Below are 21614 nucleotides of genomic sequence, written 5' to 3' on the forward strand. Positions count from 1 at the left end.
GTGTGGGACCGGCCGCGCCCAGCGGCCGGACCGCCACCCTCACCACAGGAGGCCGCCATCACACCCCCCGAATCCGGCTGTCCGTACCGTTTACGCCCCGACGGCACCGCCTTCCACGAAGAGGTCGCCGAACTGCGCCAACGTGAGCCCGCCGTCCGTGTGGAGCTCCCCGGAAACCTGGTCGCCTGGGCGATCACCCGACACGACCTCCTCCGGGAACTGCTGAGCGACCCGAGGGTCTCCCGGGACTTCCGTGCGCACTGGCCCGACCACGACCAGGTCGGACACGACTGGCCACTGGCCGCCCTGGTCTTCCTGGAGAGCTTCATCAACCGCTACGGGGAGGAACACCGAAGGCTGCGCCGCAAGGTCACCCCCGCCTTCACCCCCGGCCGTATCCGCCGGATGGAGGACACCGTTCGCGATCGGGCCCGCTCGTTGGTCGCGGACATCGCCGCCACCGAACCCGGCCAGGAGGTGGACCTGCGCGCGGCCCTGGCCCGCCCGCTCACCATGTGGGTGATCAGCGAACTCTTCGGTGTCCCCGAGGAGCTGCGGGATCGGCTCGGCACGGCGATGGACGCGGGCGTCGACACCACGGCCGAGCCTGAAGCGGTCCTGGCCCAGCAGCTGGAACTGCTGACCTGCCTGGAGCTGCTCGCCGAGCACAAGCGCGCCCATCCTGCCGCGGACCTCACCGGGGACCTGGTGGCCCCACCCGAGGGCGAGCCGCTGCCCCACGCGGACCTGATCGGCACGCTCCTGCTCATGATCGGAGCCGGGTACGAGACCACCGTCAACCTCATCGCCAACTCGGTGCACTCGCTGCTGGCGCACCCCGAGTACCGCGACCGCCTGGTCGACGGCTCGCTGGCGGCCGACGAGGTGGTGGAGGAATCGTTGCGCCTCGACCCGCCCGCCAAGTACGTGCCGCTGCGCTACGCGGTGGAGGACATCGACGTCGGCGGTGTGCTGATCCGCAAGGGCGAACCCATCCTGGTCGCCTTCGGCGCCCCCGGCCGGGACCCGGAGCTGAACCCGGACCGCCCGGAGGTCTTCGACCCGGACCGCGCGTCCAAGGAGCACCTGTCCTTCGGCCACGGAGCGCACTTCTGCGTGGGGGCCCACCTGGGCCGGATGGAGGCCCGGGTCGCCCTGGAGGAGCTGTTCACGGCCCTGCCGGGGATCGCCCTCACGGAGGAGGGACGGGACCGGGCCCCGATTCCGTCGCTGCTGATCAACGGCCCGCTCCGTGTCCCGGCGGTTCCCCACCCGACCTCCTGACCCGGGCCGCGTGCGTGTTCCGGTGGCGACCGCAGTACGGAGAAGTGCGGTCGCCGCCGGGTGCGCCAGCCTCTCGGATACCGGACCTCCCGGACCAGCCCACGTGGCGCGCACCGGGATCATCTACGAGGGCTACGGGGTCGACCACGGGTTCGGCGCGATCACATCCCTTCGCACCCACGCTCGCCGGTCATCGGCTTGTCCTGCATGTACACGCGTTCCGCTTTCGTCCGCTCCCGCTGCTCCCTAGTCTGACTCTGCCGACATAAGCGATAACCCCCCACATCTGGAGCAGCCCGTGTTCATCACCGCCGTGCGCGGCAAGCACGACGACAACCCCACCTCCGATGGGCACAAGCCGCCGATCCCTTCGCTCACCCCCAATGACGGGGGCTTTGGCTGCGGCAAGCACGAGAGGGGCGACAAGTAGTGCTTCCTGAACACGAAAAGCTGGTCGCCCGCCTCGTACAGGCGGGCGACCTGTCCCCGCACTGGCGCACCGCGTTCGAGAAAGTCGAGCGACACCGTTTCCTCCCGGACCGGATCACCAGTCTGAACGGCGCCACCGTGGACCGGCTCCGGGACGAGGCCCGGTGGTTCGAGCTGGCCTATGACGACATCCCGGTCGTCACCCAGACCGACGACGGCGCCGAGGGCGGCTCCGGGTGTCCGACCAGCTCCGCCTCGCAACCGTCGATCGTCGCCGACATGCTTCGCCGACTTGACGTGTTCCCGGGTATGCGCGCACTGGAGATCGGAACCGGCACCGGGTACAACGCGGCCCTCTTGTCGCACCTGCTCGGTGACGGCGAGGTGACCAGCATCGAGGTGGACGCGGAGCTGGCCGAGCTGGCCCGGATCCGCTTGATGTCGGCCGGGTTCACCCCGCTGGTGGTCACCGGTGACGGAACCCAGGGCTGGCCTGCCCGCGCCCCCTATGACCGGGTGATCTGCACCGCCGCCGTGCAACGGGTTCCCTACCACTGGGTCGCCCAGACCTGTCCTGGCGGGAGGATACTCACCCCTTGGGGCAACGCCTTCCACAACGGGGTCCTCGCGGAACTCCGGGTCGGATCACATGGCACGGCGCACGGGCGCTTCGGGGGTGGCGTGGTGTTCATGTGGGTGCGTGACCAGCGCGTGCCGAGGAACGTCGTCGAGACCTACGTCCACCCCGAGGAACAGGGGTTCGAGACCAGCCGAACGGAACTGCACCCGTACGAGCCGATCAACGACTTCGACGCGAGGTTCGCCATCGGGTTGCGCATGCCCACCGTGCTGAACCGGGTCGAGTTCGCGGAGGCAGGGGATGGACGGTTCACGGTCTATCTGGTCGACCCCGACACCGCCTCCTGGGCGTCCTGGCACATCGACCCGGAACAGCGGGGGACCGGCTATGAGGTCCGTCAGCACGGTTCACGGGAGCTGTTCGCCGAGCTGGAGTCCGCCTACCGGTGGTGGCGACGGGAGGGTCGCCCCGGACACGCCCGGTTCGGTCTCACGGTGTCCGCCCAGCACCAACGGATCTGGCTGGACGAAGAATCCAACCTGGTCGCCTCCGCAGCCTGACGCTGATGCCTGAGACACGGTGGTGGCCGTCCCGGGCTGGGGCGGCCNNNNAGGAGCGGGGGCAGGAGGCGGGCGAGGGTCTGGGTGTCGGGGACCTCGGTGAGGCCGGTGGGGCTGGCGATCTTGATTGCCATCGGCGCCGGCCGAGACCCGAATCCGAACCCGGACCGCCCGGTGGTCTTCCGGCCTCGTGGCCTCGCAGAAGTTGTTCGGGAGGGTGCCGGTCCTCGCCCTCTCCGACGAGGCACGCGCCCTGAGCCAGCGTGCGACGGACTCCCAGGGCGGACAGCAGACAGAGACAGATTCGGCTTCGCGCCGCTCTAGATGCTCCCAGGCCTCGGAGCCCTGGAGGACTGGGCCAGGCGGTCGTCGATCTTCTCGACCAGATCCCGGAAGTCCCGGTAGCAGGTCTGGACGAAGGCCTGGGTACTGCCGAGGGCGCCGTCTCCGGCTCGCAGGTCGAACATGGGTTTGCGGGCATCGTGTGACAGGGGCATGAGACTGCGGTAGTTGCGGATGGTGGCGATCTCGTGCTCGGTGTTCCTCGATCGGACGGAACTGTCCAGGACGAAGCGGTCGTAGACGACCGGGATCCGGTCGAGCCAACGCTGGTAGGCCTGTACCGGGCGGTCCAGGCGCATGCCCGGCTGCATGATCACGTAACCGAGCGGTGCCATGTGCCCGGGTGGAAGGTCGAGTCCGTCGGGTGCCCAGGGCAGGACGACTTTCTGCCACTTCTCGCGCCATTCGCGAAGCGTGGGACCGAGGTTGCGAAGACCCCGCAGGGAGAACAGGTCGGCTGCCAGCGGCATCAGGACGGTGTCAGACGACAGGAGCGCCGCCCGGTTGATAGCGCCCAGGTTCGGACCGATATCGATCAGAGTGATGTCAGGATCGATCCTCCGTTGCGCCTTCTGGATGATGCGGTGGAAGGCCGAGGTGGTGCGCAGTGCCTTCTCGTCTCCGCCGAATCCCCTGGTCCAGTTGGCGGACAGCTCGTCCTCGAATCGGCTGAGCTCCAGGTCTCCGGGGATCAGCCACAGGTTCTCGACCACCTCGATGGGATCGACCGCCTTGATGTCTCCCGTGCCCTTGACGATCGGGTCGACCGCCTGGGCGATGGTCCAGACGCCGCCGAGATCGAACCGGGAGAAGAGTCTTCCCTGATGGTCAGGAATGGTCGGTTCCGATTCGTCCCACAGAAATGACAGGTCATCCTCGTCGAGGAAGGACGAGGTGAGGTTGGACTGCGGGTCCAGGTCAACGGCCAGGACTCGTTTGCCCTGCCTCTGGTACATGTGCGCGAGGTGGTAGACCAGCGTCGTCTTGCCGACACCGCCCTTGTTGTTGAACAGCGCGACCGACGTCATCGGGCTCTCCTCACCACGACGGACCAGTGGGATTCACCAACCGTGAACTCCGGAGGCGGGTTCCCGTTGCTCTCCAAGGCAGTCATGATGCGGCCGATGCCACGGCCGAAACGGTTGACGTAGCCGAGGTTCTTCATCGCTCCTGCCAGTGAGGGGTTCCGGTAGTCGTTGACGTGCTCGTAGTTGTCCTCACGGACGGCACCGTAGGGGCCACCCGGGTTGCTGATCTCCACTCGGTCCACGAACCAGAGAATGCGGATGGGGGCGTTGGACGACTCGTAGTTGCGGTGCATCACGGCGTTCATGACAGCCTCGCGCAGCGCTGGGAGCGGATAGTCGGGGCGGCTCTCCTCACGGAACCCACCGGTTTCGACGAGCCGCGTGTGCAGGTGTCCGCGAAGTACCGCGTCCAGCCGTTCGGCCGTGTCGACCACGTTGGAACGGATCTCCTGGTCGTCGACCACCGCGGAGTCCATGTTGTCGCCGTCGTAGCGCACGAACTGGGTGTAGGCACCGGGCAGCCAAGCGGTCGGATCCAGACCGATGAGGAGGAGTCCCAGAACAGTCGCCCTCTGTGAGCCTGGGTCGAGTAGACGCAGCGAGGCGAGCTGTTGCTCCTCTGGGCGGTGGTTCTCTTCCAGGACCTCGTCCGAGACCGCGGAGCGCAGATAGGTGCCGCGGAAGAGCTGGATGTCCAAGTCGGAGACGGAGCTTCCCGGCCAGGCGTGACTGTCGAAAGGGAGTGTCTTGTGACGCCTGCGCTCGGTGAGGATGCGCTCATCGTCCGCCGTGGCCTTCCGCGTGGTGGGACCCGGGCGCACCCAGGCCACACCGTTGAGTCGGACCGGCGGGGCGGGTGAGGCCTCGACATGGATGTGGATGATCGACTCGCCATTGAAGAGCGCGCGCTCTACGGTGAAGGACGGACGGTCCAGGATCTTGCCGTCATCGCGAAGGTTCGCCAGGTTGAGCAGCGCCCTGTCGGAGGTGTCCAGCTCCGGATCGACCGTCCCGTCATCCCGGACCCCGACCAGAACGTCACCACCACCCTTGTTGGTGAGGTCGTTGGCCATCGCGCACACGGCCTTGCGAACGATATCGAGGCTTCTGATCTCTCGCTTGAACTCCAGGGTGCACGTTTCCTCTGTGCCCAGCTCAGCGGCGAGTTCGCGTTCCATGTCTTCCGTTTCCGTTTCGCACCGCGCCCAGCGGCCGAACCATAGTGTCATGTCGGTGCTGAGGGGCCGCACAGTACGCACAGAGCAGTCAGAACGAGCCTTCTGAGGGCCGCATGTCGCAGTGGGCGGTCTCCCCGATGACACTCAGGGGACATCAGAGGGCGGTCCAGGGTCTGGGCGTCGGGGACCTCGGTGAGGCCGGCGGGGCTGGCGATCCAGTAGGAGCCGGTCCGCTCTCCGTACCAGATGATCAGGTGCGGGTTGCGGGCCTGGAGCGAGGCGGTGAGGGCGTGCTCGGAGGATCGTGGTGAGGGCCCGGGGCGCATGCCCCGGGCCCTCCCTCATGCCGTCACGCGGTCATGCTCACCTGGTCAGGAGAAGTCCTCGACGTTCTCCTCGGTGACGACTTCGACGGGGACCATCACGGTCTCCTCCAGGGCCTCACCGTTGGCGGCGGCGATGGCGTTGCGCACCGCCGTCCTGCCCAGTTCGGCGGGCTGCTGGGCGATCGAGGCGTGCAGTACGCCGTCCGCCACCGCCTCCAGACCCTCGGGGGTGCCGTCGAAGCCGATCACCACGGCCTCCTCGCCACGCGAGGACAGCGCGGCAGCCGCGCCCAGGGCCATCTCGTCGTTCTCCGCGAACACACCGTCGATGTCCCCGTTGCCCTGCAACATGTTGGTCATCACGTCGAGCCCCTTGGAGCGGTCGAAGTCGGCGGTCTGCTCCGCCACCACCTCGATGTCCGGGAACTCCGCGATGCCCTCCTCGAATCCGGCTCCGCGCTCACGGCTGGCGGAGGTACCCGGGGTGCCCTGGAGGACCACGATCCGGCCCTCCTCACCGAGCGCTTCGGCCATGGCCTGCGCAGCCAAACGCCCACCTTCGACGTTGTCGGAGGCCACCAGGGTCGCGACCTCGGCTTCGGTCACCCCACGGTCGGCCGCGATCACGGGGATGTCGGCGTTGTTGGCGCCTCCCACCGGGGGACCGGCGGCGTCGGAGTCCACCGGGTTGACCACCATGGCGTCCACACCGGTGCTGATGAAGTTCTGGATCTGGTCCGCCTGCTGGGAGGCGTCGTCCTGGGCGTCGGTGACCACCAGGTTCACCCCGGCCTCGTCGGCCTCGGCCTGGGCGCCGTCCCGCATCTGGATGAAGAACGGGTTGTTGAGCGTGGACACCGACATCCCCACGCGGGGACCGTCGGAGGAGGAGTTGGGGACGAGGAAGGACAGCGCTCCCACCACCACGGCGGTGACCGCGGCCGCGATCGCGAGCTGGATCCCGCGTCGGCCCCTGCTCACCGAAGCTCCGGCCCCGGTACCGCCGCCAGCACCACCGGAGCGTCGGCGCAGGGTGTCGAACAGGACCGCCAGGGCGATGACCACACCGATCACGACCTGCTGCCAGAACGCGGAGACCGACAGGAGGTTCAGCCCGTTGCGCAGCACCGCGAGGATGAGCGCACCGATCAGCGTGCCGAAGGCCGTCCCGACGCCACCGGCCAGGCTGGCACCGCCGATGACCACGGCGGCGATGGCGTCCAGCTCGTACCCCTGCGCGGCCTGCGGCTGCGCGGAGGCCAGACGGGAGGCCAGGATGACACCGGCCACCGCGGCGAACAGGCCCGACAGCGCGTAGATGCCCAGCTTCTGGCGCTTGACCCGGATACCGGACAGGCGCGCCGCCTCCTCGTTGCCGCCGATCGCGTACATCGCGCGCCCCGTGAAGGTACGGCGCAGGATGACGGCGGTGACCAGGCCCATCACGACCATGATCAGCACCGGCACGGGCAGCCAACCACCGATCGAACCGCCCAGGGCGGCCACGGAGTCCGGCAGCGCGATGGGGCTGCCCTCGGAGATCACCAGGGACAGACCGCGCCCCACGGAGAGCATCGCCAGGGTGGCGATGAACGGCGGGAGCTTGCCGTAGGCGATCAACGCACCGTTGACCAGACCGCACGCGGTACCCGTGGCGGCTGCCAACGGCAGCGCCAACCAGACCGGGACCCCCTCGACCGTCGCCAGGAACGCCAGCACCGTCGCGGACAGCGCCGCGACCGAGCCCACGGACAGGTCGATCCCGCCCGCGATGATCACGAAGGTCACACCGAACGCCAGGACCGCGATCACGGCCGCCTGGACACCCACGTTGAGCAGGTTCTGCGCGGTGAGGAAGTCGCCGGACAGCAGCGACATGACCACGACCAGGACGGCCAGGGCGGTCAGTGCGCCGTTCTCCAACAGGAAACGCCGCAGGGCGGGCCAGACGCCGCCGGTCTTCTCTGTGTCAGTGGCCATGGGGGCCCTCCACTCCGTTCTCTTCTGTGCGGGGCGCGGCGGCCAGAGCCAGGGACATCACGGCGTCCTGCGTGGCGTCCTCGGCGGTCAGCTCCCCGGTGATGCGGCCCTGGGCCATGACAAGGACGCGGTCGCTCATGCCCAGCACCTCGGGGAGGTCACTGGAGATCATCAGCACCGCGTGCCCGGAGGCGGTCAGTTCGTTGACCAGGCGGTAGATCTCGACCTTGGCGCCGGCGTCCACGCCGCGTGTGGGCTCGTCGAGGATCAGCACCTTGGAGTCGGCCAGCAGCCACTTGCCGATGACGACCTTCTGCTGGTTGCCGCCGGACAGGGTGCGCACGTGCTGGTCGATGCCGGACATGCGGACCCCGAGTTCACCGGCGATCCGCCGGGCGGAGGCCCGCTGCCCCGAGCGGTCCACGAACCCCGCCCGGCTGGTCGGGCCGAGGGTGACCAGGCCCAGGTTCTCCTCCACGGAGGCGTCCAGAACCAGGCCCTGACCCTTGCGGTCCTCGGGGACCAGGCCGAGCCCGGCCCGCATGGCGGCGTTGACGTCCCCGCCGGACAGCGAGCGGCCGAGCACCTCGACCACGCCCGCGTCGTAGGGGTCGGCCCCGAACACCGAGCGCGCGACCTCCGTGCGGCCCGCGCCCACGAGCCCGGCGAGCCCGACGACCTCGCCCGCGTGCACGTCGAGGTCCACGTCCTGGAAGTGACCGGTCCGGGTCAGGCCGCGCACCCGGAGCAGCGGCTCACCGGGCTCGGGGCGCTCGCGCGGGTACTGTTCCTCGATGCTGCGCCCCACCATCAGGCGCACCAGCTCGTCCTCGGGGGTGTCGGCGCCCACGTGGGCCACCGAACGGCCGTCGCGCAGGACCGTCACGCGGTCGGCGAGCGCGGCGATCTCCTCCAGGTGGTGCGTGATGAAGACGATTCCCACGCCCTCGTCACGCAGGCGCCCGGCGATCTCGAAGAGCCGCTCGACCTCCCCCGTGGTGAGCACGGCGGTGGGCTCGTCCATGATGAGGACCCGGGCGTCCAGGCTCAGCGCCTTGGCGATCTCCACCATCTGGAGTTGGGCGATGCCCAGCCCGCGTACCTTGGCGCGCGGGGAGACGTTCACGCCCACCCGGTCCAGCAGCAGCGCCGCCTCGGTCTCCATCCGCCTGTGGTCGATGAGCCCGAACCGGCGGGGCTGACGCCCCAGGAAGATGTTCTCGGCCACCGTGACGTCGGGGACCAGGTTGAACTCCTGGTAGATGGTGGCGATACCCAGGCGCGCGGCGTCCTGGGCGTCGCGGATGACGACCTCCTCGCCGTCCACGAGGAGGCGGCCCCGGTCGGGGCGGTGCGCACCGGAGAGCACCTTGATGAGGGTGCTCTTCCCGGCTCCGTTCTCGCCGAGCAGGGCGTGGACCTCGCCTCGGCGGAGGTCGAAGCCGACGTCGTCGAGGGCCACCACCCCCGGAAAGGCCTTGCGTACGCCCTCGATGCGCAGCAGTTCGTGCGGGCTACTCACGTGCGGCTCCTCCTCGGGGTGGAGTGGCGGGCTCGCCGCAGGAGCGGCGGACGACCAGGTGGGCGGGCAGGACGGTCGAGGTGGCCGGTTCGCCCGCGATGAGCGCGGCCAGGGCCCGTACCGCGACCCGCCCGAGTTCGGCGGTGGGCTGGGAGATCGTGGTGATCGGCGGGTCGGTGTGGGAGAACCACGGGATGTCGTCGAAGGCGGCCAGCCCGATGTCGTCCGGCACGCGCAGGCCCCGCGCGGAGATCGCGTCGAGGGCGCCCAGCGCCATGAGGTTGTCGGTGGCGAAGACGACGTCCGGGGGTTCGGGCAGGTCGAGGAAGCGTTCGGTGGCCAGGCGGCCGCTCTCGGCCTGGAAGTCGCCCCGTCCCACGTAGGCCTCCGGGAGTGGGAGGCCGTGTCCGGCCAGGGCCTCGCGGAAGGCGTCGAGGCGTTCGCGGCCGGTGGTCGTGGCGGCCGGGCCCGTGATGACGGCGATCCTGCGGCGGCCCAGTGCGAACAGGTGGTCGACCAGGTCGCGGATGGCGTCCCTGCCGTCCGCGCGCACCACGGGGGCGTCGGCACCGGCGATCCAGCGGTCCACGAAGACCACGGGGGTGGGTCCGGCGGCGGCTTCGAGCGTGGTGGGGGAGCGGCCGTCCGCGGGGGAGACCAGCAGCCCGTCGATGCGCCGCTCCAGCAGACCCCGGACGTGGTGGTCCTCCAGGTCGGCCCGCTCGTCGGCGTTACCGATGATCACGCTGTACCCCAGGGCGCGGGCCTCCTCCTCCACGGCCCGGGCGAGCTCGGTGAAGTAGGGGTTGAGGACGTCGCTGATGACCAGGCCGATGGTGCCGGTCCGGTCGGTGCGCAGGGAGCGCGCCACGACGTTGGGCCGGTAACCCAGGGCGTCAACGGCCGCGAGGACCTTCTGACGGGCGCCGTCGCTGACGGACGGGTGCCCGTTCAGGGCCCGGGAGACGGTGGCCACGGACAGCCCCGATGAGGCGGCGACGTCCTTGATGCTCACCACCCGGGACCACCGCCCCTGCCGCGTTCCGGGGTGTGGCCACCGGGGCTGACGACCCGCATGGAAACGATTACATGTGCGATCACGAAGACATGATGCGTCATGAGCACAGGAATTCACAAGTCAGGGTCGGCGGGTACCAGTGCGTACCGGCTCGCAACGCCCGTGAGCGGCGCCGGGGCTGACCCTTGCTTGTCGTCCCGCCGGGGACGGCCCAGTCGCTCGGGGCGGCCCCGCCATCGGCGCGAGCCTGGGAAGAGCGCTCCCTAGTGGGCCCCGTCCTCTCCGGGGGAGGCCAGGATGTGCTCGGCCATGAGGCGTTCGGCCTCGGCCCCGTCGCCCTGCGCGAAGGCCTTGAGCATCCGCGCGTGCGCGTCGAGGTACAGGCTGGCCTTGACCGGGTCCTTCCAGCGCGAGACGGTCTCCAGGATGGGGTTGTTGCGCCGGAGCGAGCGGACGTGACCGCTCAGGAAGGCGGGGCCGCCGACGTCGGCGACCATCTGGTGGAACAGGCGGCTGTCCCGGGCCAGGTCCTGCGAGTCGGCCGTGTCGCGTGCGGCGACCATACGGTCGTGGACCTCGGTGAGCTCGGCGAGCTGGGCGGCGGTGACGCGCTGGGCCGCCAGTCGCGCGCTCAGACCCTCCACTGACGCGCGCAGGAGCCGGAGTTCCTCGGCGGCCTCGACGCCGAGCCCGGAGACGGTCGCGCCGTGGTGCGCGCGGTAGGTCACCAGGCCGTCGCTCTCCAGGCGGCGCAGTGCCTCGCGCACGGGGGTGATGGAGACCCCGAGGCGGGTGGCGACCTCGTCCTGGTTGACGGAGGCCCCGGGGGGATGGACCCCGTTCACGATCTCGTGCCGCAGCGTCTCGTGTACGTACTCGGCCTTGCTCGTCGGGGGACGCCCGGTACGCGGGAGCCCCGCTGTCTCCCCGCTACCAGAGGCGGACAAGAGCGGACCTCCCCGTCGACACGATGTTCATGGAACCAAGCTTAGAGGTCCGGTGCCGCTGTCCCGCCGGGGCTGGCGGGGTCTCGTGGGGTGGGATTCCTCGCCCACCCCCTTGCGTGTGTTCATATATCTTATAAGTTGTTTGCTATGAGATCACTGGGCAACTTGAAGGTCGTCGACGCGGCCACGCTCTTCGCCGGTCCGATGGCCGCGACCTACCTGGGCGACTTCGGGGCCGACGTCGTCAAGGTCGAGCACCCCCGGCGGGGCGATCCCGCCCGGGGACACGGGCCCACCAAGGACGGGGTCGGGCTCTGGTGGAAGATGCTGGCCCGCAACAAGCGCACGACCACCCTCGACCTCTCCCAGCCCGAGGGGCAGGAGGTCGCGCTCCGCCTGCTGGACGAGGCCGACGTCCTCATCGAGAACTTCCGGCCCGGCACCCTCGAACGCTGGAACCTGTCCCCCGAGAAACTCCTCGAACGCAACCCCCGGCTCATCATCGCCCGCGTCACCGGGTTCGGGCAGAAGGGGCCGATGGCCCACCGCCCCGGCTTCGGGACGCTCGCCGAGGCCATGAGCGGCTTCGCCTCCATGACGGGGCAGCCGGACGGCCCGCCCACGCTCCCGCCCCTGGCCCTGGCCGACGGGATCGCGGCGCTCGCCGTGGCCTACGCCGTCATGGTCGCCGTGCACAACCGTGAGGAGACCGGCAAGGGCCAGGTGATCGACCTGGCCATCATCGAGCCGATCCTCACGGTCCTGGGCCCCCAGCTCACGGCCTACCACGCGACCGGGGCGATCCCGGAGCGGACCGGCAACCGGTCCACCAGCAACGCCCCCCGCAACACCTACCGCACCCGGGACGGCCGCTGGCTGGCGATCTCGACCAGCGCCCAGTCCATCGCCGAGCGCGTGATGCGCCTGGTCGGTCGGGAGGACCTGGTGGACGAGCCCTGGTTCGCGTCCGGCCGCACCCGCTACGAGCACGCCGACGAACTCGACGAGGCCGTCGGCTCGTGGATCGCCGAGCGCGACGCGGACGAGGTGATCGAGGAGTTCGACCGCGCCCAGGCGGCCATCGCGCCCATCTACGACGCGTCCGACATCGCCACCGACCCGCAGTACCAGGCCCTGGAGACGATCGTGCACGTCCCGGACGACGAACTCGGGAGCGTGGCGATCCAGAACGTGCCCTTCCGCCTGTCCGAGAGCCCCGGCGAGATCCGGTGGGTGGGCCCGCCCAAGGGCCGCCACACCGACGAGGTCCTGGCCGAGCTCGGCTACTCCGAGGAGGCCCGGACCGGGCTGCGTGAAGCGGGGGTCATCTGATGAGCGGCACCCAGGCGCCACTGGTCACGTGGCTCTACGTACCGGGTGACCGGCCCGAACGCTTCGCCAAGGCGGTCGCCTCCGGAGCGGACGCCGTCATCCTCGACCTGGAGGACGCGGTCCTGCCCTCGGCGAAGGAAGCGGCCCGGCGCAACGTGCGGGCCTTCCTGGGAGAGCGCGGGGCGGCCGACGACGACGGGGTGCGGGTGCACGTGCGGATCAACGCGCCGCACAGCGAGTGGTTCGCGCTCGACGCCGCCGCGGTGGCGGCCGGGGGAGCGGACGGGGTGCGCGTGCCCAAGATCGAGTCGGCGGGGGACGTCGACCTCGTCGTGGAGGCGGTCGGCGACGGCGTGCCCGTGGACTGCCTCCTGGAGTCGGCGCGGGGCGTGGAGAACGCTCCGGAGATCGCGGCGCACCCCGCCGTGCGCTCGTTGGCCCTGGGAGAGGCGGACCTGACCGCTGAGCTGGGTCTTCGCGGAGATGAGGCCTTCTCCTGGCTGCGGACCCGCATCGTCGTCGCCTCGGCCGCCGCCGGACTGGCCGCTCCGGGGATGGCCGCCTACATCGACGTCCAGGACACCGAGGGTCTGTACCGCTCCTGCCTGCGCGGGCGCGACGGCGGACTCTTCGGCCGCTCGGCGATCCACCCGCGGCAGGTCCCGGTGATCCGGCGCGCCTTCACCCCCTCCGAGGAGGAGGTGTCCCGCGCCCGCCAGATCGCGGAGGCGGCAGAGGGCGCTTCCGCGGAGTCGGTCCGGGGCGGCGGCGCGATCGCCCTGCCCGACGGCCGCTTCATCGACGCCCCGGTGGTGGCCGCGGCCCAGCGCACGCTGGCCCTGGCCGAGAGCATCGCCGAACGGGGGTCGGACTGAGGTCCGCCCCCGCTCCCTGAGGCGGGAGGGCGGTTCCCCGTCCCGCCTCAGGGCCCGAGCGACCCCGCGCCGACGAACGGAGCGCCGCGGGGCGCCCGCCACGCGTGCCTTGGGCAAGCCCTTGGCCGTGTGCGCGGTGTGACCGCTCCATCGCAGGTCAGAAGATTTCTGGCGAACGGTTGACGTCCGACGTAACCTGGGACACACTTCACACAGCGAACTTACACTTCACTGATTGAAACGTTGTTTCGTCCAGGTGAAAAGTGTCGACTATGTGGGCGAGGACGACCTCCCCACCGGGCCGACCGTCCGACTCCACCGAACGGTCACGCGCCACCCGCGGCGTACTCCGCGCCGCCGTTCCCTGATCACCGAGCCCGGGAGTCTCCCATGCCCTCTGCACTCTTGGCCCTGGCCGCCTTCATCGCGGTCATCATCGTCTGGAGCGCCGTCTTCAAGAGGAACATGGGCGAGGCCATGTTCCTCGGCTTCATCGCCACCTGCCTGTTCGCGGGCAAGGACTTCTTCGGAGCGATGGTCTCCGGCCTCGTGAACACCACCTCGAACGAGGTCATCTACGCCGCGCTGGCCTTCGTGTTCATGGCCTACATGATTGAGCGCACCGGCCTCATCAACAAGATCCTCGACATCCTCAACGCGGCCCTGGGGCGCCTGCGCGGCGGCCCCGCCTACGTGGACGTCGTCGCCTCCGGCGTGATGGGGGCGCTCTCGGGGTCCAACTCCGGCAACGTCGCCTCCACCGGTTCGGTCACCGGTCCGTGGATGGTGCGCAACGGCTTCAGCCGTGCGCGCGCGGCCACGATCCTGGCGGGCAACGGCGGCATGGGCGCCGCCCTGCCGCCCAGCTCCTCCATGGTGATCATGCTCGGCTTCGCGGGCGCCGCCGTCTCGACCGGGGACATCTACCTCGCTCTGCTGGTCACGGGCCTCTACCAGGTCCTGCACCGCCTCGTGATGGCCTTCGTCTTCGTCCGTGTGGACGGCGTGCGGGTCGCCGAGGACGAGGCCCGCCTGCCGCTCGGCCGGGTGTGGCGCACCGGGTGGCCCGCCACCCTCATCTACCTCGGCGCCCTCATCCCCATCGCGGTGACCACCGGCCCGCTCTCGGACTACCTCGGCTCGCCGGACCGGCTCGGGGACGCACTCGGCGACATCTCGCTGATCACCTGGATCCCAATCCTGATCATCCTCATCGCCGCCATCGTCGGCCGCCGCGAGCTGCCGGGGAACGCGCGCCAGTGGTACGACTTCGTTCTCGCGGCGATGCCGCGTCTGGGCACCATCGGCGCGCTGCTGATCTTCGCGATGGCCGCCAGCGGTGTGCTCGCGGACCTCGGCCTGGCCGAGGACGTCGAGCAGGTGCTGGGCTACTTCAACGCCGGGCCCTTCCTCATGGTGGCGCTGACCGTCTTCCTGGTCGCGATCGTCTCCATCCCGCTGACCTCGACCGCCGCTCTCACCGCCGTGGGCCAGGTGTCCTTCCTCAGCCTCGTCGCCGTCGGCGTGGACCCGGTGATCGCGCTGGTCGTGCCGCTGGTGGCCGCCTCCACCGAGGGCTCCTCCCCGCCCTCCGCTCCGATCTTCATCGCTTCGGGGATCGTGCAGGTCAAGGCGGAGAAGACCTTCGTGCCGCTGATTCTGTTCTACCTCGTGCCGATCATCCTCCTGGCCTGCTTCGTGGGCTGGGGGATCCTGCCCATCTTCGTCGTCTGATCCACCGCGGTCCGGGGCGGGCGGCACCGCGCCGCCCGCCCGAACAGAAAGGGACACCTGATGTCCGAACGCACACAGTCGGCGCGCCACATCGCACTGAGCGTCCTCCGGGTCCTCTTCGTCGCGACGTTCGCCGGGTTCTTCCTCGTCGCGATCCTCATGGTGCTGGGGCAGCTGCTGGGCACCATCCTGTCGCTGCCCGGGCTCGTCAGCGCGGCTTCCGAGTACCTGCTGGTCCCCTCGGTGACCCTCGCCTCCACCTTCGGTGTCGTCGCGTTCCTGGCCTCCTACCTCCAGAAGGACGACCAGGAGACCGCGGCCTGAGGCCACGGTTGCCGTCCGTCGTCGAGGTGGCACCGGTCGTCGCAGACAATTTCATGCATTGACAAGTTACTTCGCTAGGTGAAATGTTGGCTGTGTCGCCGAGCGAACACGGCGGCCGCGCCCTCGAAAGGAACCCCATGACGGGACAGACGACACCCCTCCCCGAAGACCTCCACCGACGCCTGGGCTCGCTGCCCGCGGCCAACGTCGGTGACGTGCTCGACCGCCTGTACGTGGCCGAGTCCGCCATCTCCTCCGTCTGGAAGGGCGCGAAGGTGGTGGGACCGGCCTTCACCGTGATGACCGCCGGGGGCGACAACAAGCACATCCACGAGGCCATCGACGCCGCGGCACCCGGCGACGTCCTCGTGATCGACGGCCAGGCGGCCACGCACCGGGCCCTGCTCGGCGACCTCATGGGCAGGCGCGCCAAGGCACGCGGCCTCGCCGGGTTCGTGGTGGACGGCGCCATCCGCGACGCCGACGACCTCGGCGCCATCGGCTTCCCCACCTGGGCGCGCGCCGTCACCCCGGCCGGTCCCTACCGCAACGGCCCCGGCCTGCTCCAGGTCCCGGTCTCCGTGGGCCGTGTCGTGGTCAACCCCGGCGACGTGATCGTGGGTGACGACGACGGCGTCACCGTCATCCCCAGGAACCGTCTGGAGGAGATCGTGGCCGCCGCCGAGAACAAGCGGGCCAGCGAGGAGGAGGCCCGGGCCAGGATCGCCGCCCTGTAGCATTTGCGGGACATCCAGCTCCCTAGTCTGAGGGGTTCCGCAGTGGCCGCAGAGTCGTCGGGCCAGCCCACGGTGCGCAGTGTGGAGCGTGCCCTGGACGTCCTGGAAGCCCTGGAACGCAGCGACACCCCGCTGCGCCTGGTGGACCTGTGCCGTCTGGTGGACCTCCACCCGGCCACCGTGCTCCGGTCGCTGGCGGTACTCCAGCGCAGGGGCCTCGTGGTCACGGAGAACCAGACCTACCGCCTGGGTGTGGCCGTGCTGCGCATGGCCCACGGGTTCCTGGTCAACGACCAGCTCACCCAGCGGGCCCGTCCCGTCATGCAGAGCCTGACCTCGGTCACCGGACTGACCTCCTCCCTGTACGTGCGCAGCGGATTCGAGCGTGTGCTCGCCGTGCGGGTCGACGGCAGTCCCCAGCTCCACTACCAGGTTCCGATCGGCCGCTGGTTCCCCCTCTACGTGGGATCCGGCAAGGTCATCGCGGCCCACCTGCCCAAGGACGAGCGGGAGGCCGTGGTGGCGATGTCGGAGGGGTGCGTCAACGCCTCCGGGGAGCCGCTCGACCCCGAACGCGTGCGCCGGGAACTGGACGACATCGACAGGGACGGCCACAGCCTGACCATCGGGGAGCGCGACGTCGCCGTCGCCGCCGCGGCGGTGGCCGTCACCGGCCCGACCGGTGAGGCGCTCGCCGCCCTCTCCCTGTCCGGCCCCTCCGAACACACCTCACAGGACCGCCTGCGCCAGGCCGTCCCCGAACTCCGAAGAGCAGCCTCCGCCCTCAGCGGGCGGCACCCGCACTCGTGATCCGGCCCAGCGCCTGACCCCTCACCGGGAACGCCGCCCGCCGGACCACGGCGGAGCGGCGACCGGACGGAGCGGGCACCCGTGTGCCGCACCGGACCGTCGTCGGCTCCCACACGACGAAAGGTCACCATGCGCATCACAGTCATCGGTCTCGGTGAGGCCGGGAACATCTACGCCACCGCGCTCACCGGGGCGGGCCACGAGGTCACCGGCTTCGACCCCGGCCCGGCGGCCACCCCCGAGGGCGTCCGCCGCGCCGACTCCGCCCACACGGCCGTGGCCGGAGCGGAGATGGTGCTGGTGCTCACCTCCGCCTCCGTCGCCCCCGCCGTCGCGGACAGTGTGCTCGGGGCGCTCACCCCGGACACGGTCTACGCCGACCTCACCTCCGCCACCCCCGACGTCATGAGGTCGCTCAGCGAGAGGGTCCACGCCACCGGGGCCCGGTTCGCCGACGTGGCCATCCTCGGCCCGATGACCATCGGGGGAGCCGCCACCGACCTGATCGCCAGCGGCCCGGGTGCCCCCGAGGTCGCGCGGGTGTGCCAGGCCCTGGGCGCCGACGTCGAGGCCCTGCCCGGGGAACCGGGCGAGGCCACGGCACGCAAGCTCCTGCGCAGCTCCCTGATGAAGCCCCTCGCGTCGGTGGTGTGCGAGGCCGTGGTCGCGGGCCGGGCCGCCGGGGCGGAGGAGTGGGTGCGCGAGCAGATCGCCTCCCAGCTCACCGGAGGAGCGGAGCTGGTCGACCGCTTCCTCAGCGGGACGGTCAAGCACGCCGGGCGGCGCAGCGAGGAGGTGCGGGCCACCGCTGACTTCCTCGACTCCCTTGGTGTCCCGAACGAGATGACGACCGCCTCGGAGCAGACCCTGCGCAGGCTCGCCGCGAACGGTCGGCAGGGCTGACGGCTGCCCGTGGTGCCCTGCCCGGACGGCTCACGGGCAGGGCGGTGTCAACCGGAGGGCGCGGCGCTCACGTGGGTGAGGCCTCGACACGCACGCGGTCGCTGTCCTGGTCGGACAGGAACAGGGCCAGCAGCCGACCCTGCTCGGCGACCTCGTCGCGGTCGGCTCCGGACAGGGTCCGCAGCGGGGTGACCGCCACGGTGCCGTCCTCGGATCGCCAGGTCGCCGAGACCCGGCCGTCCACCAGCACCACGCGTTCGCCCGCCACTGACAGCCCGCGGTGCTCGTCGTCGATGATCCGGTTCCGGTACTGGTAGCCGAGGACGGCGTTGTCGAAGGCGGGCAGGAACCGGGCCGGGGCCGCGGTGTCGGGGTCCGGGCGCGGCGCGTCCGGCAGGTCCAGCAGCTCACGGCCGCGTTCGTCCCGGAAGGACACCAGTTCGTCGCGGACCGCGGCCAGCGCCGAGGGCAGCCCGGCCAGACCGCACCAGGAGCGCAGGTCGGTGGAGGTCGCGGGGCCGTAGGCGGCCAGGTAGCGACGGACCAGGGCCCGCCCGACAGGGTCGGAGCCGTCCGGGGCGAGCGGGTCGACCTCCCGGCCGAGCCACGAGGACAACAGCACGTTGCGCACCCCGCCCCCGGTCCGCCACAGTCCGCGCGGCGGGGCCTGCGCCACCGGGACCAGGGCCGAGATCAGCATCTCGCCCAGCGGGCGCCGACCCGGGTCCGGCCAGCGGTGGGAGAGCTCCGCGACCAGCTCGGTCATGGAACGGGGCCGGCCGTCGGACATCACCTCCCGTCCCGCCTCCGCGAGTTCGTCCAGGTCCACCTCGCGCAGGTCGTCCCGGTAGACCCCCATGACCTTCTGGCGCAGCATGGCGGCGAACCGGGACCGCCAGGCGAGGGCGTCCTCGGCGGTGACCAGGTGCACGGTGCGCCGCATGAGGTGGACCCGCACCACCCGCCGTTCGGCCAGGAGGTCGGACAGCGTCGCGGCCTCGAAGGACCGCATCCGGGTCCAGAGTCCGACGAACGGCTCCTGGGGTTCCTGCGCCTGGAGTCCGCCCAGGTGGGCCACGGTCTCCAGCGCCGACCGCCCGGTGGGTTCGAGCAGCGCCTGCCGGGCGAGGGTGGCGCGGTTGAGCGCCCGGTCGTCCAGCACGGTCGCGTTCCTGGTGGGCATGGTCTGTTCCCCCTGCTTTCTGTCGTACCGGGGAGACCCTCGCAGAGGTGGAGGTCAGGTTCTGTCCTCCATTGACCGGTGCGGGTACCCGCGTTGGAGCCGGTCCCCGGCGGCTCGCCCTCGGAACGGAGGCCGCCTCGGGACCGCGCTCACGGGGCGCCGGAGCGGCCATAGCGGTCCAGGAGCAGGCGGGAACGGCCCACGATCCCCTCCTCAGGGACCGGCACCTGGGGCGCACCCTCGGCCAGGAAGCGCTCCGCGATCCCGGTCAGCTTCCGGTCGAGCTCCGCCGAGGCCGCCGACCGGTCGGAGAGGGCCAGGGGCAGGCCCTCCGCCCACACCTTCCACCGCGGCCGGTAGTAACCGCCGACCAGACCCGCCCACAGGCGTGCGGCGTAGTCGTCGAGCACGGTGTCCCCGGACGTGGTCCAGACGGTGAGGATACGGCGGGCGTTGTCCCGCAGGGCACGGAGCTCGGTCTCGTCGGTGGCCCACGTCCGCGCGCGGGCCTCCCAGGTCGAGTACCGGTACTCGGGTCGGGTGGCCAGGAGCGCGTCGAGGTCGTCGAATACGCGCAGGAACCGCTCCACACCCTCCGGCGGGACCTCGCCGCGTCCGGCCGCCGCCTCCACCAGGTCCGCGTAGCGGTGGTCGGCGACCTTGGCCAGGACCGCCGTGGCGACGTCGGCCAGGTCGCCGCCGAGGGGACCGTCCGCGAGTCCCGGGCTCCGTTCGGCCGCGCCCACCAGTGACTCCCAGGCCCCGACGAGGTCCGCCCATTCGTACCAGACCAGCCCGGCGGCCTCCGAACGGACGCGGTCGGGGGAGCCGAGATCCGCGTAGCCCGGTCGCGCCGGCATGACCCCGTTGAACTGCTCGGGGAAGATCCGCAGCTCCGCTGCGCCGTAGACGGTGGCGTTCAGCGCCCGCCAGGCCGCCAGGAGGGCCGGGTCGGCGTCCGCGCCGTAGCGCCCCCGGACGAACCCGGGCAGCCAGTCCCGGGACACGTCCCCGGTCCGGGTCCACGCCTGGTCCGCCACGAGCTCGAAGAAGGCCGGGTTGTTCCGGGTGGCCTCCATGGCCAGCCCCAGGCCCACGGGGCGGTTCCCGGTGGTCTTGGCCGCGTTGATCCCGTCCACGGCGCCCTGGAGGTCGCCGATGGGGTCGGTGCGCCCGCCGAAGTTGAGGAGGGCGCACCAGACCCACGTCTTGGAGCCGAACGAGTCCAGGCGGGACCACTGGGGGTCCTCCTCCGCCCAGAGGTCGAGGATCAGCAGGCGCTCGTCGGGGACCGCGTCCAGGAAGGCGTTCACCCGGGAGTCGGACCAGAAGTCCCGCTGGTAGGAGAAGGGCCAGGCCTGGAGTGCCCACACCGCGTCCGGGTCGACCCTGGTCAGGCCGTCCAGGGTGGCCCGTGCCACAGCTCCGGGGAAGGCCGGGTCGGCGTCCACCGGGACCATCTCGATGAAGGGGTCGATGGCGTACAGGTGGTCGGTGCCCAGCAGGCGGGTCTGGCTGCGGGTGATCTCCTCGGCCACGCGCGCGTACAGGGGGTTGGCGGGGTCCAGGACGTGGGTCAGGAAGCCCTGCCAGGTGCGCGTCCGGGTCCGGCCGGGTGCCAGTTCGGCGGGGACGTGCCCGGTGAAGCCGGGGAGCGCCGGGGTCATGCCGAAGGAGCGCTGGCGTTCGAGGACCCGCCGGGCCAGGGCCAGGTGGCCGTCGATCCACGAGGAGGGCATCGGGCCGGGGAACCCGTCCAGGTTGCCCATGTACTGCCAGGGCAGGTAGCCGGGGCCGCCGAGGAACCGCAGGAGCGTCGACTCGTCCAGCCCGAGTCCGGTGTACGCGTCCAGCAGGACCGCCTCGTGGCCCAGCAGGGTGAGGGGCATGGTGACGCCGTGCAGCGCCATCCAGTCGGTCTCGCGCTCCCAGTCCTCCCAGGCCCAGTAGGCGGACGTGTACCCCTGAGTGCAGAAGTTCAGGTAGTAGAGGTGGTCGGTCTCGGCGGTCCCCTCGGTGGTCGGGGCGTCCGGGAACTCGGTGACCGGCAGGGGGCGGGGGGTGTCCCAGCCGACCGCGACGGCGCAGACGCGCCGCAGATAGGTGTGCAGGCCCACGGCGGCGGCGAGCGCGTCGGTGGCGGCGACCGTGAGGACTCCCGCCTCGGCGCGGTATTCGAAGGACCGTTTCCGCGCGTCGAGCGATCCGAAGTGGACTTCCGGATGGGCGGGACCGAGAATCCTGGTGACCAAGCCGGTCACTACTGAATCCCAAATTGGAGGATTTGTTGCAAGAGCGGACATTTAGGTTATCCAAGTTGCGTCGTGAGAATTCAGTTACGTACAGTACATAACCGATCTGAGGCCGGACAAGCCTTGGGGTGCCAGGCCTCGCCCTGTCGCGCCGGGGCGGGTGCGTGGTGGTGAAATGCCCCCCGACCTGCGAACTCCCCCGCCGCTGTTCCCCCCCTTTTTTTCGTGCGTCGGGGGTTCGACGGGCGGTTTCCCCAGGGGGTTCGGCAC

General features: G+C 70.7%; 19 protein-coding genes. 10 read left to right on the plus strand and 9 right to left on the minus strand.

The window, feature by feature from the left end; all coding sequences use genetic code 11:
• From D452_RS0117455 to D452_RS0117465, 3 genes are all read left to right on the plus strand, one after another.
• Nucleotides 1–1284, plus strand: a complete 1284-nt coding sequence (locus D452_RS0117455; RefSeq protein ID WP_394297091.1) for a cytochrome P450 family protein — start codon at nucleotides 1–3, stop codon at nucleotides 1282–1284.
• 298 nt (nucleotides 1285–1582) lie between these two features.
• Nucleotides 1583–1714: a hypothetical protein gene (locus D452_RS31740; protein WP_017545435.1), complete on the plus strand. Its 132-nt coding sequence runs from the start codon at nucleotides 1583–1585 to the stop codon at nucleotides 1712–1714.
• On the plus strand, nucleotides 1714–2853 hold the full coding sequence (locus D452_RS0117465; protein WP_017545436.1) for a methyltransferase domain-containing protein: 1140 nt from the start codon (nucleotides 1714–1716) through the stop codon (nucleotides 2851–2853). The genes D452_RS31740 and D452_RS0117465 overlap by 1 nt, the downstream gene beginning before the upstream one ends.
• Nucleotides 2854–3173: 320 nt before the next feature.
• Here the strand turns inward: D452_RS0117465 and D452_RS0117470 are convergent, their stop codons facing one another.
• The 7 genes from D452_RS0117470 to D452_RS0117495 form a co-directional block, all read right to left on the minus strand.
• Nucleotides 3174–4223, minus strand: coding sequence for a ParA family protein (locus D452_RS0117470; protein ID WP_017545437.1), 1050 nt, complete (start codon nucleotides 4221–4223; stop codon nucleotides 3174–3176).
• Nucleotides 4220–5401, minus strand: coding sequence for an ATP-binding protein (locus D452_RS0117475; RefSeq protein ID WP_017545438.1), 1182 nt, complete (start codon nucleotides 5399–5401; stop codon nucleotides 4220–4222). Before D452_RS0117475 ends, D452_RS0117470 begins: the two co-directional genes overlap by 4 nt.
• A 47-nt stretch (nucleotides 5402–5448) precedes the next feature.
• Nucleotides 5449–5727, minus strand: a complete 279-nt coding sequence (locus D452_RS29735) for a hypothetical protein (protein ID WP_239646413.1) — start codon at nucleotides 5725–5727, stop codon at nucleotides 5449–5451.
• 45 nt (nucleotides 5728–5772) lie between these two features.
• On the minus strand, nucleotides 5773–7707 hold the full coding sequence (locus tag D452_RS0117480) for an ABC transporter permease/substrate-binding protein (RefSeq protein WP_017545439.1): 1935 nt from the start codon (nucleotides 7705–7707) through the stop codon (nucleotides 5773–5775).
• On the minus strand, nucleotides 7697–9229 hold the full coding sequence (locus D452_RS0117485) for a sugar ABC transporter ATP-binding protein (protein WP_017545440.1): 1533 nt from the start codon (nucleotides 9227–9229) through the stop codon (nucleotides 7697–7699). The genes D452_RS0117480 and D452_RS0117485 overlap by 11 nt, the downstream gene beginning before the upstream one ends.
• On the minus strand, nucleotides 9222–10247 hold the full coding sequence (locus tag D452_RS0117490) for a LacI family DNA-binding transcriptional regulator (RefSeq protein ID WP_017545441.1): 1026 nt from the start codon (nucleotides 10245–10247) through the stop codon (nucleotides 9222–9224). The genes D452_RS0117485 and D452_RS0117490 overlap by 8 nt, the downstream gene beginning before the upstream one ends.
• 263 nt (nucleotides 10248–10510) lie before the next feature.
• Nucleotides 10511–11194, minus strand: coding sequence for a GntR family transcriptional regulator (locus tag D452_RS0117495; protein WP_026129420.1), 684 nt, complete (start codon nucleotides 11192–11194; stop codon nucleotides 10511–10513).
• Nucleotides 11195–11341: 147 nt separating this feature from the next.
• Between D452_RS0117495 and D452_RS0117500 the strand changes: the two genes are divergently transcribed.
• The 7 genes from D452_RS0117500 (at nucleotide 11342) to D452_RS31745 (ending at nucleotide 17909) form a co-directional block, all read left to right on the plus strand.
• Nucleotides 11342–12526, plus strand: a complete 1185-nt coding sequence (locus tag D452_RS0117500) for a CaiB/BaiF CoA transferase family protein (RefSeq protein ID WP_026129421.1) — start codon at nucleotides 11342–11344, stop codon at nucleotides 12524–12526.
• Entirely contained in the window at nucleotides 12526–13401 is an 876-nt protein-coding gene (locus D452_RS0117505; RefSeq protein ID WP_017545444.1) for an HpcH/HpaI aldolase/citrate lyase family protein, read from the plus strand. The genes D452_RS0117500 and D452_RS0117505 overlap by 1 nt, the downstream gene beginning before the upstream one ends.
• 390 nt (nucleotides 13402–13791) lie before the next feature.
• A complete protein-coding gene (locus D452_RS0117510) occupies nucleotides 13792–15135 on the plus strand; it encodes a TRAP transporter large permease subunit (RefSeq protein WP_026129422.1) in 1344 nt (447 codons plus the stop codon).
• Between the two features lie 60 nt (nucleotides 15136–15195).
• Entirely contained in the window at nucleotides 15196–15459 is a 264-nt protein-coding gene (locus D452_RS0117515; protein WP_017545446.1) for a hypothetical protein, read from the plus strand.
• A 137-nt stretch (nucleotides 15460–15596) separates the two neighbouring features.
• The gene (locus D452_RS0117520; RefSeq protein ID WP_017545447.1) at nucleotides 15597–16196 is read left to right on the plus strand and encodes an RraA family protein; all 600 of its coding nucleotides are present in this window, start codon (nucleotides 15597–15599) and stop codon (nucleotides 16194–16196) included.
• Between the two features lie 42 nt (nucleotides 16197–16238).
• Nucleotides 16239–17006 (plus strand): IclR family transcriptional regulator, encoded by a 768-nt coding sequence (locus D452_RS0117525; protein WP_040694102.1) that lies wholly within the window; start codon nucleotides 16239–16241, stop codon nucleotides 17004–17006.
• A gap of 129 nt (nucleotides 17007–17135) precedes the next feature.
• Complete coding sequence (locus tag D452_RS31745; RefSeq protein WP_017545449.1) at nucleotides 17136–17909, plus strand: NAD(P)-dependent oxidoreductase; 774 nt, start codon at nucleotides 17136–17138, stop codon at nucleotides 17907–17909.
• Between the two features lie 67 nt (nucleotides 17910–17976).
• On the opposite strand, the gene D452_RS0117535 is transcribed toward D452_RS31745, so the two are convergent.
• A complete protein-coding gene (locus D452_RS0117535; RefSeq protein WP_017545450.1) occupies nucleotides 17977–19092 on the minus strand; it encodes a winged helix DNA-binding domain-containing protein in 1116 nt (371 codons plus the stop codon).
• 149 nt (nucleotides 19093–19241) lie between these two features.
• Nucleotides 19242–21395 (minus strand): alpha-N-acetylglucosaminidase TIM-barrel domain-containing protein, encoded by a 2154-nt coding sequence (locus tag D452_RS0117540; RefSeq protein ID WP_026129424.1) that lies wholly within the window; start codon nucleotides 21393–21395, stop codon nucleotides 19242–19244.
• Between the last annotated feature and the right edge of the window lie 219 nt (nucleotides 21396–21614).

It is taken from the genome of Nocardiopsis prasina DSM 43845 (genome assembly GCF_000341265.1).
Classification (GTDB): Bacteria; Actinomycetota; Actinomycetes; order Streptosporangiales; family Streptosporangiaceae; genus Nocardiopsis; species Nocardiopsis prasina.

Bases quoted from the DNA above. Each gene is read 5' to 3' on its own strand.
- D452_RS29735 (WP_239646413.1), bottom strand. From the start codon at position 5,727: ATGCGCCCCGGGCCCTCACCACGATCCTCCGAGCACGCCCTCACCGCC.
- D452_RS0117515 (WP_017545446.1), top strand. From the start codon at position 15,196: ATGTCCGAACGCACACAGTCGGCGCGCCACATCGCACTGAGCGTCCTC.
- D452_RS0117520 (WP_017545447.1), top strand. From the start codon at position 15,597: ATGACGGGACAGACGACACCCCTCCCCGAAGACCTCCACCGACGCCTG.
- D452_RS0117470 (WP_017545437.1), bottom strand. From the start codon at position 4,223: ATGACGTCGGTCGCGCTGTTCAACAACAAGGGCGGTGTCGGCAAGACG.
- D452_RS0117475 (WP_017545438.1), bottom strand. From the start codon at position 5,401: ATGGAACGCGAACTCGCCGCTGAGCTGGGCACAGAGGAAACGTGCACC.
- D452_RS0117505 (WP_017545444.1), top strand. From the start codon at position 12,526: ATGAGCGGCACCCAGGCGCCACTGGTCACGTGGCTCTACGTACCGGGT.
- D452_RS0117500 (WP_026129421.1), top strand. From the start codon at position 11,342: ATGAGATCACTGGGCAACTTGAAGGTCGTCGACGCGGCCACGCTCTTC.
- D452_RS0117480 (WP_017545439.1), bottom strand. From the start codon at position 7,707: ATGGCCACTGACACAGAGAAGACCGGCGGCGTCTGGCCCGCCCTGCGG.
- D452_RS0117540 (WP_026129424.1), bottom strand. From the start codon at position 21,395: ATGTCCGCTCTTGCAACAAATCCTCCAATTTGGGATTCAGTAGTGACC.
- D452_RS31745 (WP_017545449.1), top strand. From the start codon at position 17,136: ATGCGCATCACAGTCATCGGTCTCGGTGAGGCCGGGAACATCTACGCC.
- D452_RS0117535 (WP_017545450.1), bottom strand. From the start codon at position 19,092: ATGCCCACCAGGAACGCGACCGTGCTGGACGACCGGGCGCTCAACCGC.
- D452_RS0117510 (WP_026129422.1), top strand. From the start codon at position 13,792: ATGCCCTCTGCACTCTTGGCCCTGGCCGCCTTCATCGCGGTCATCATC.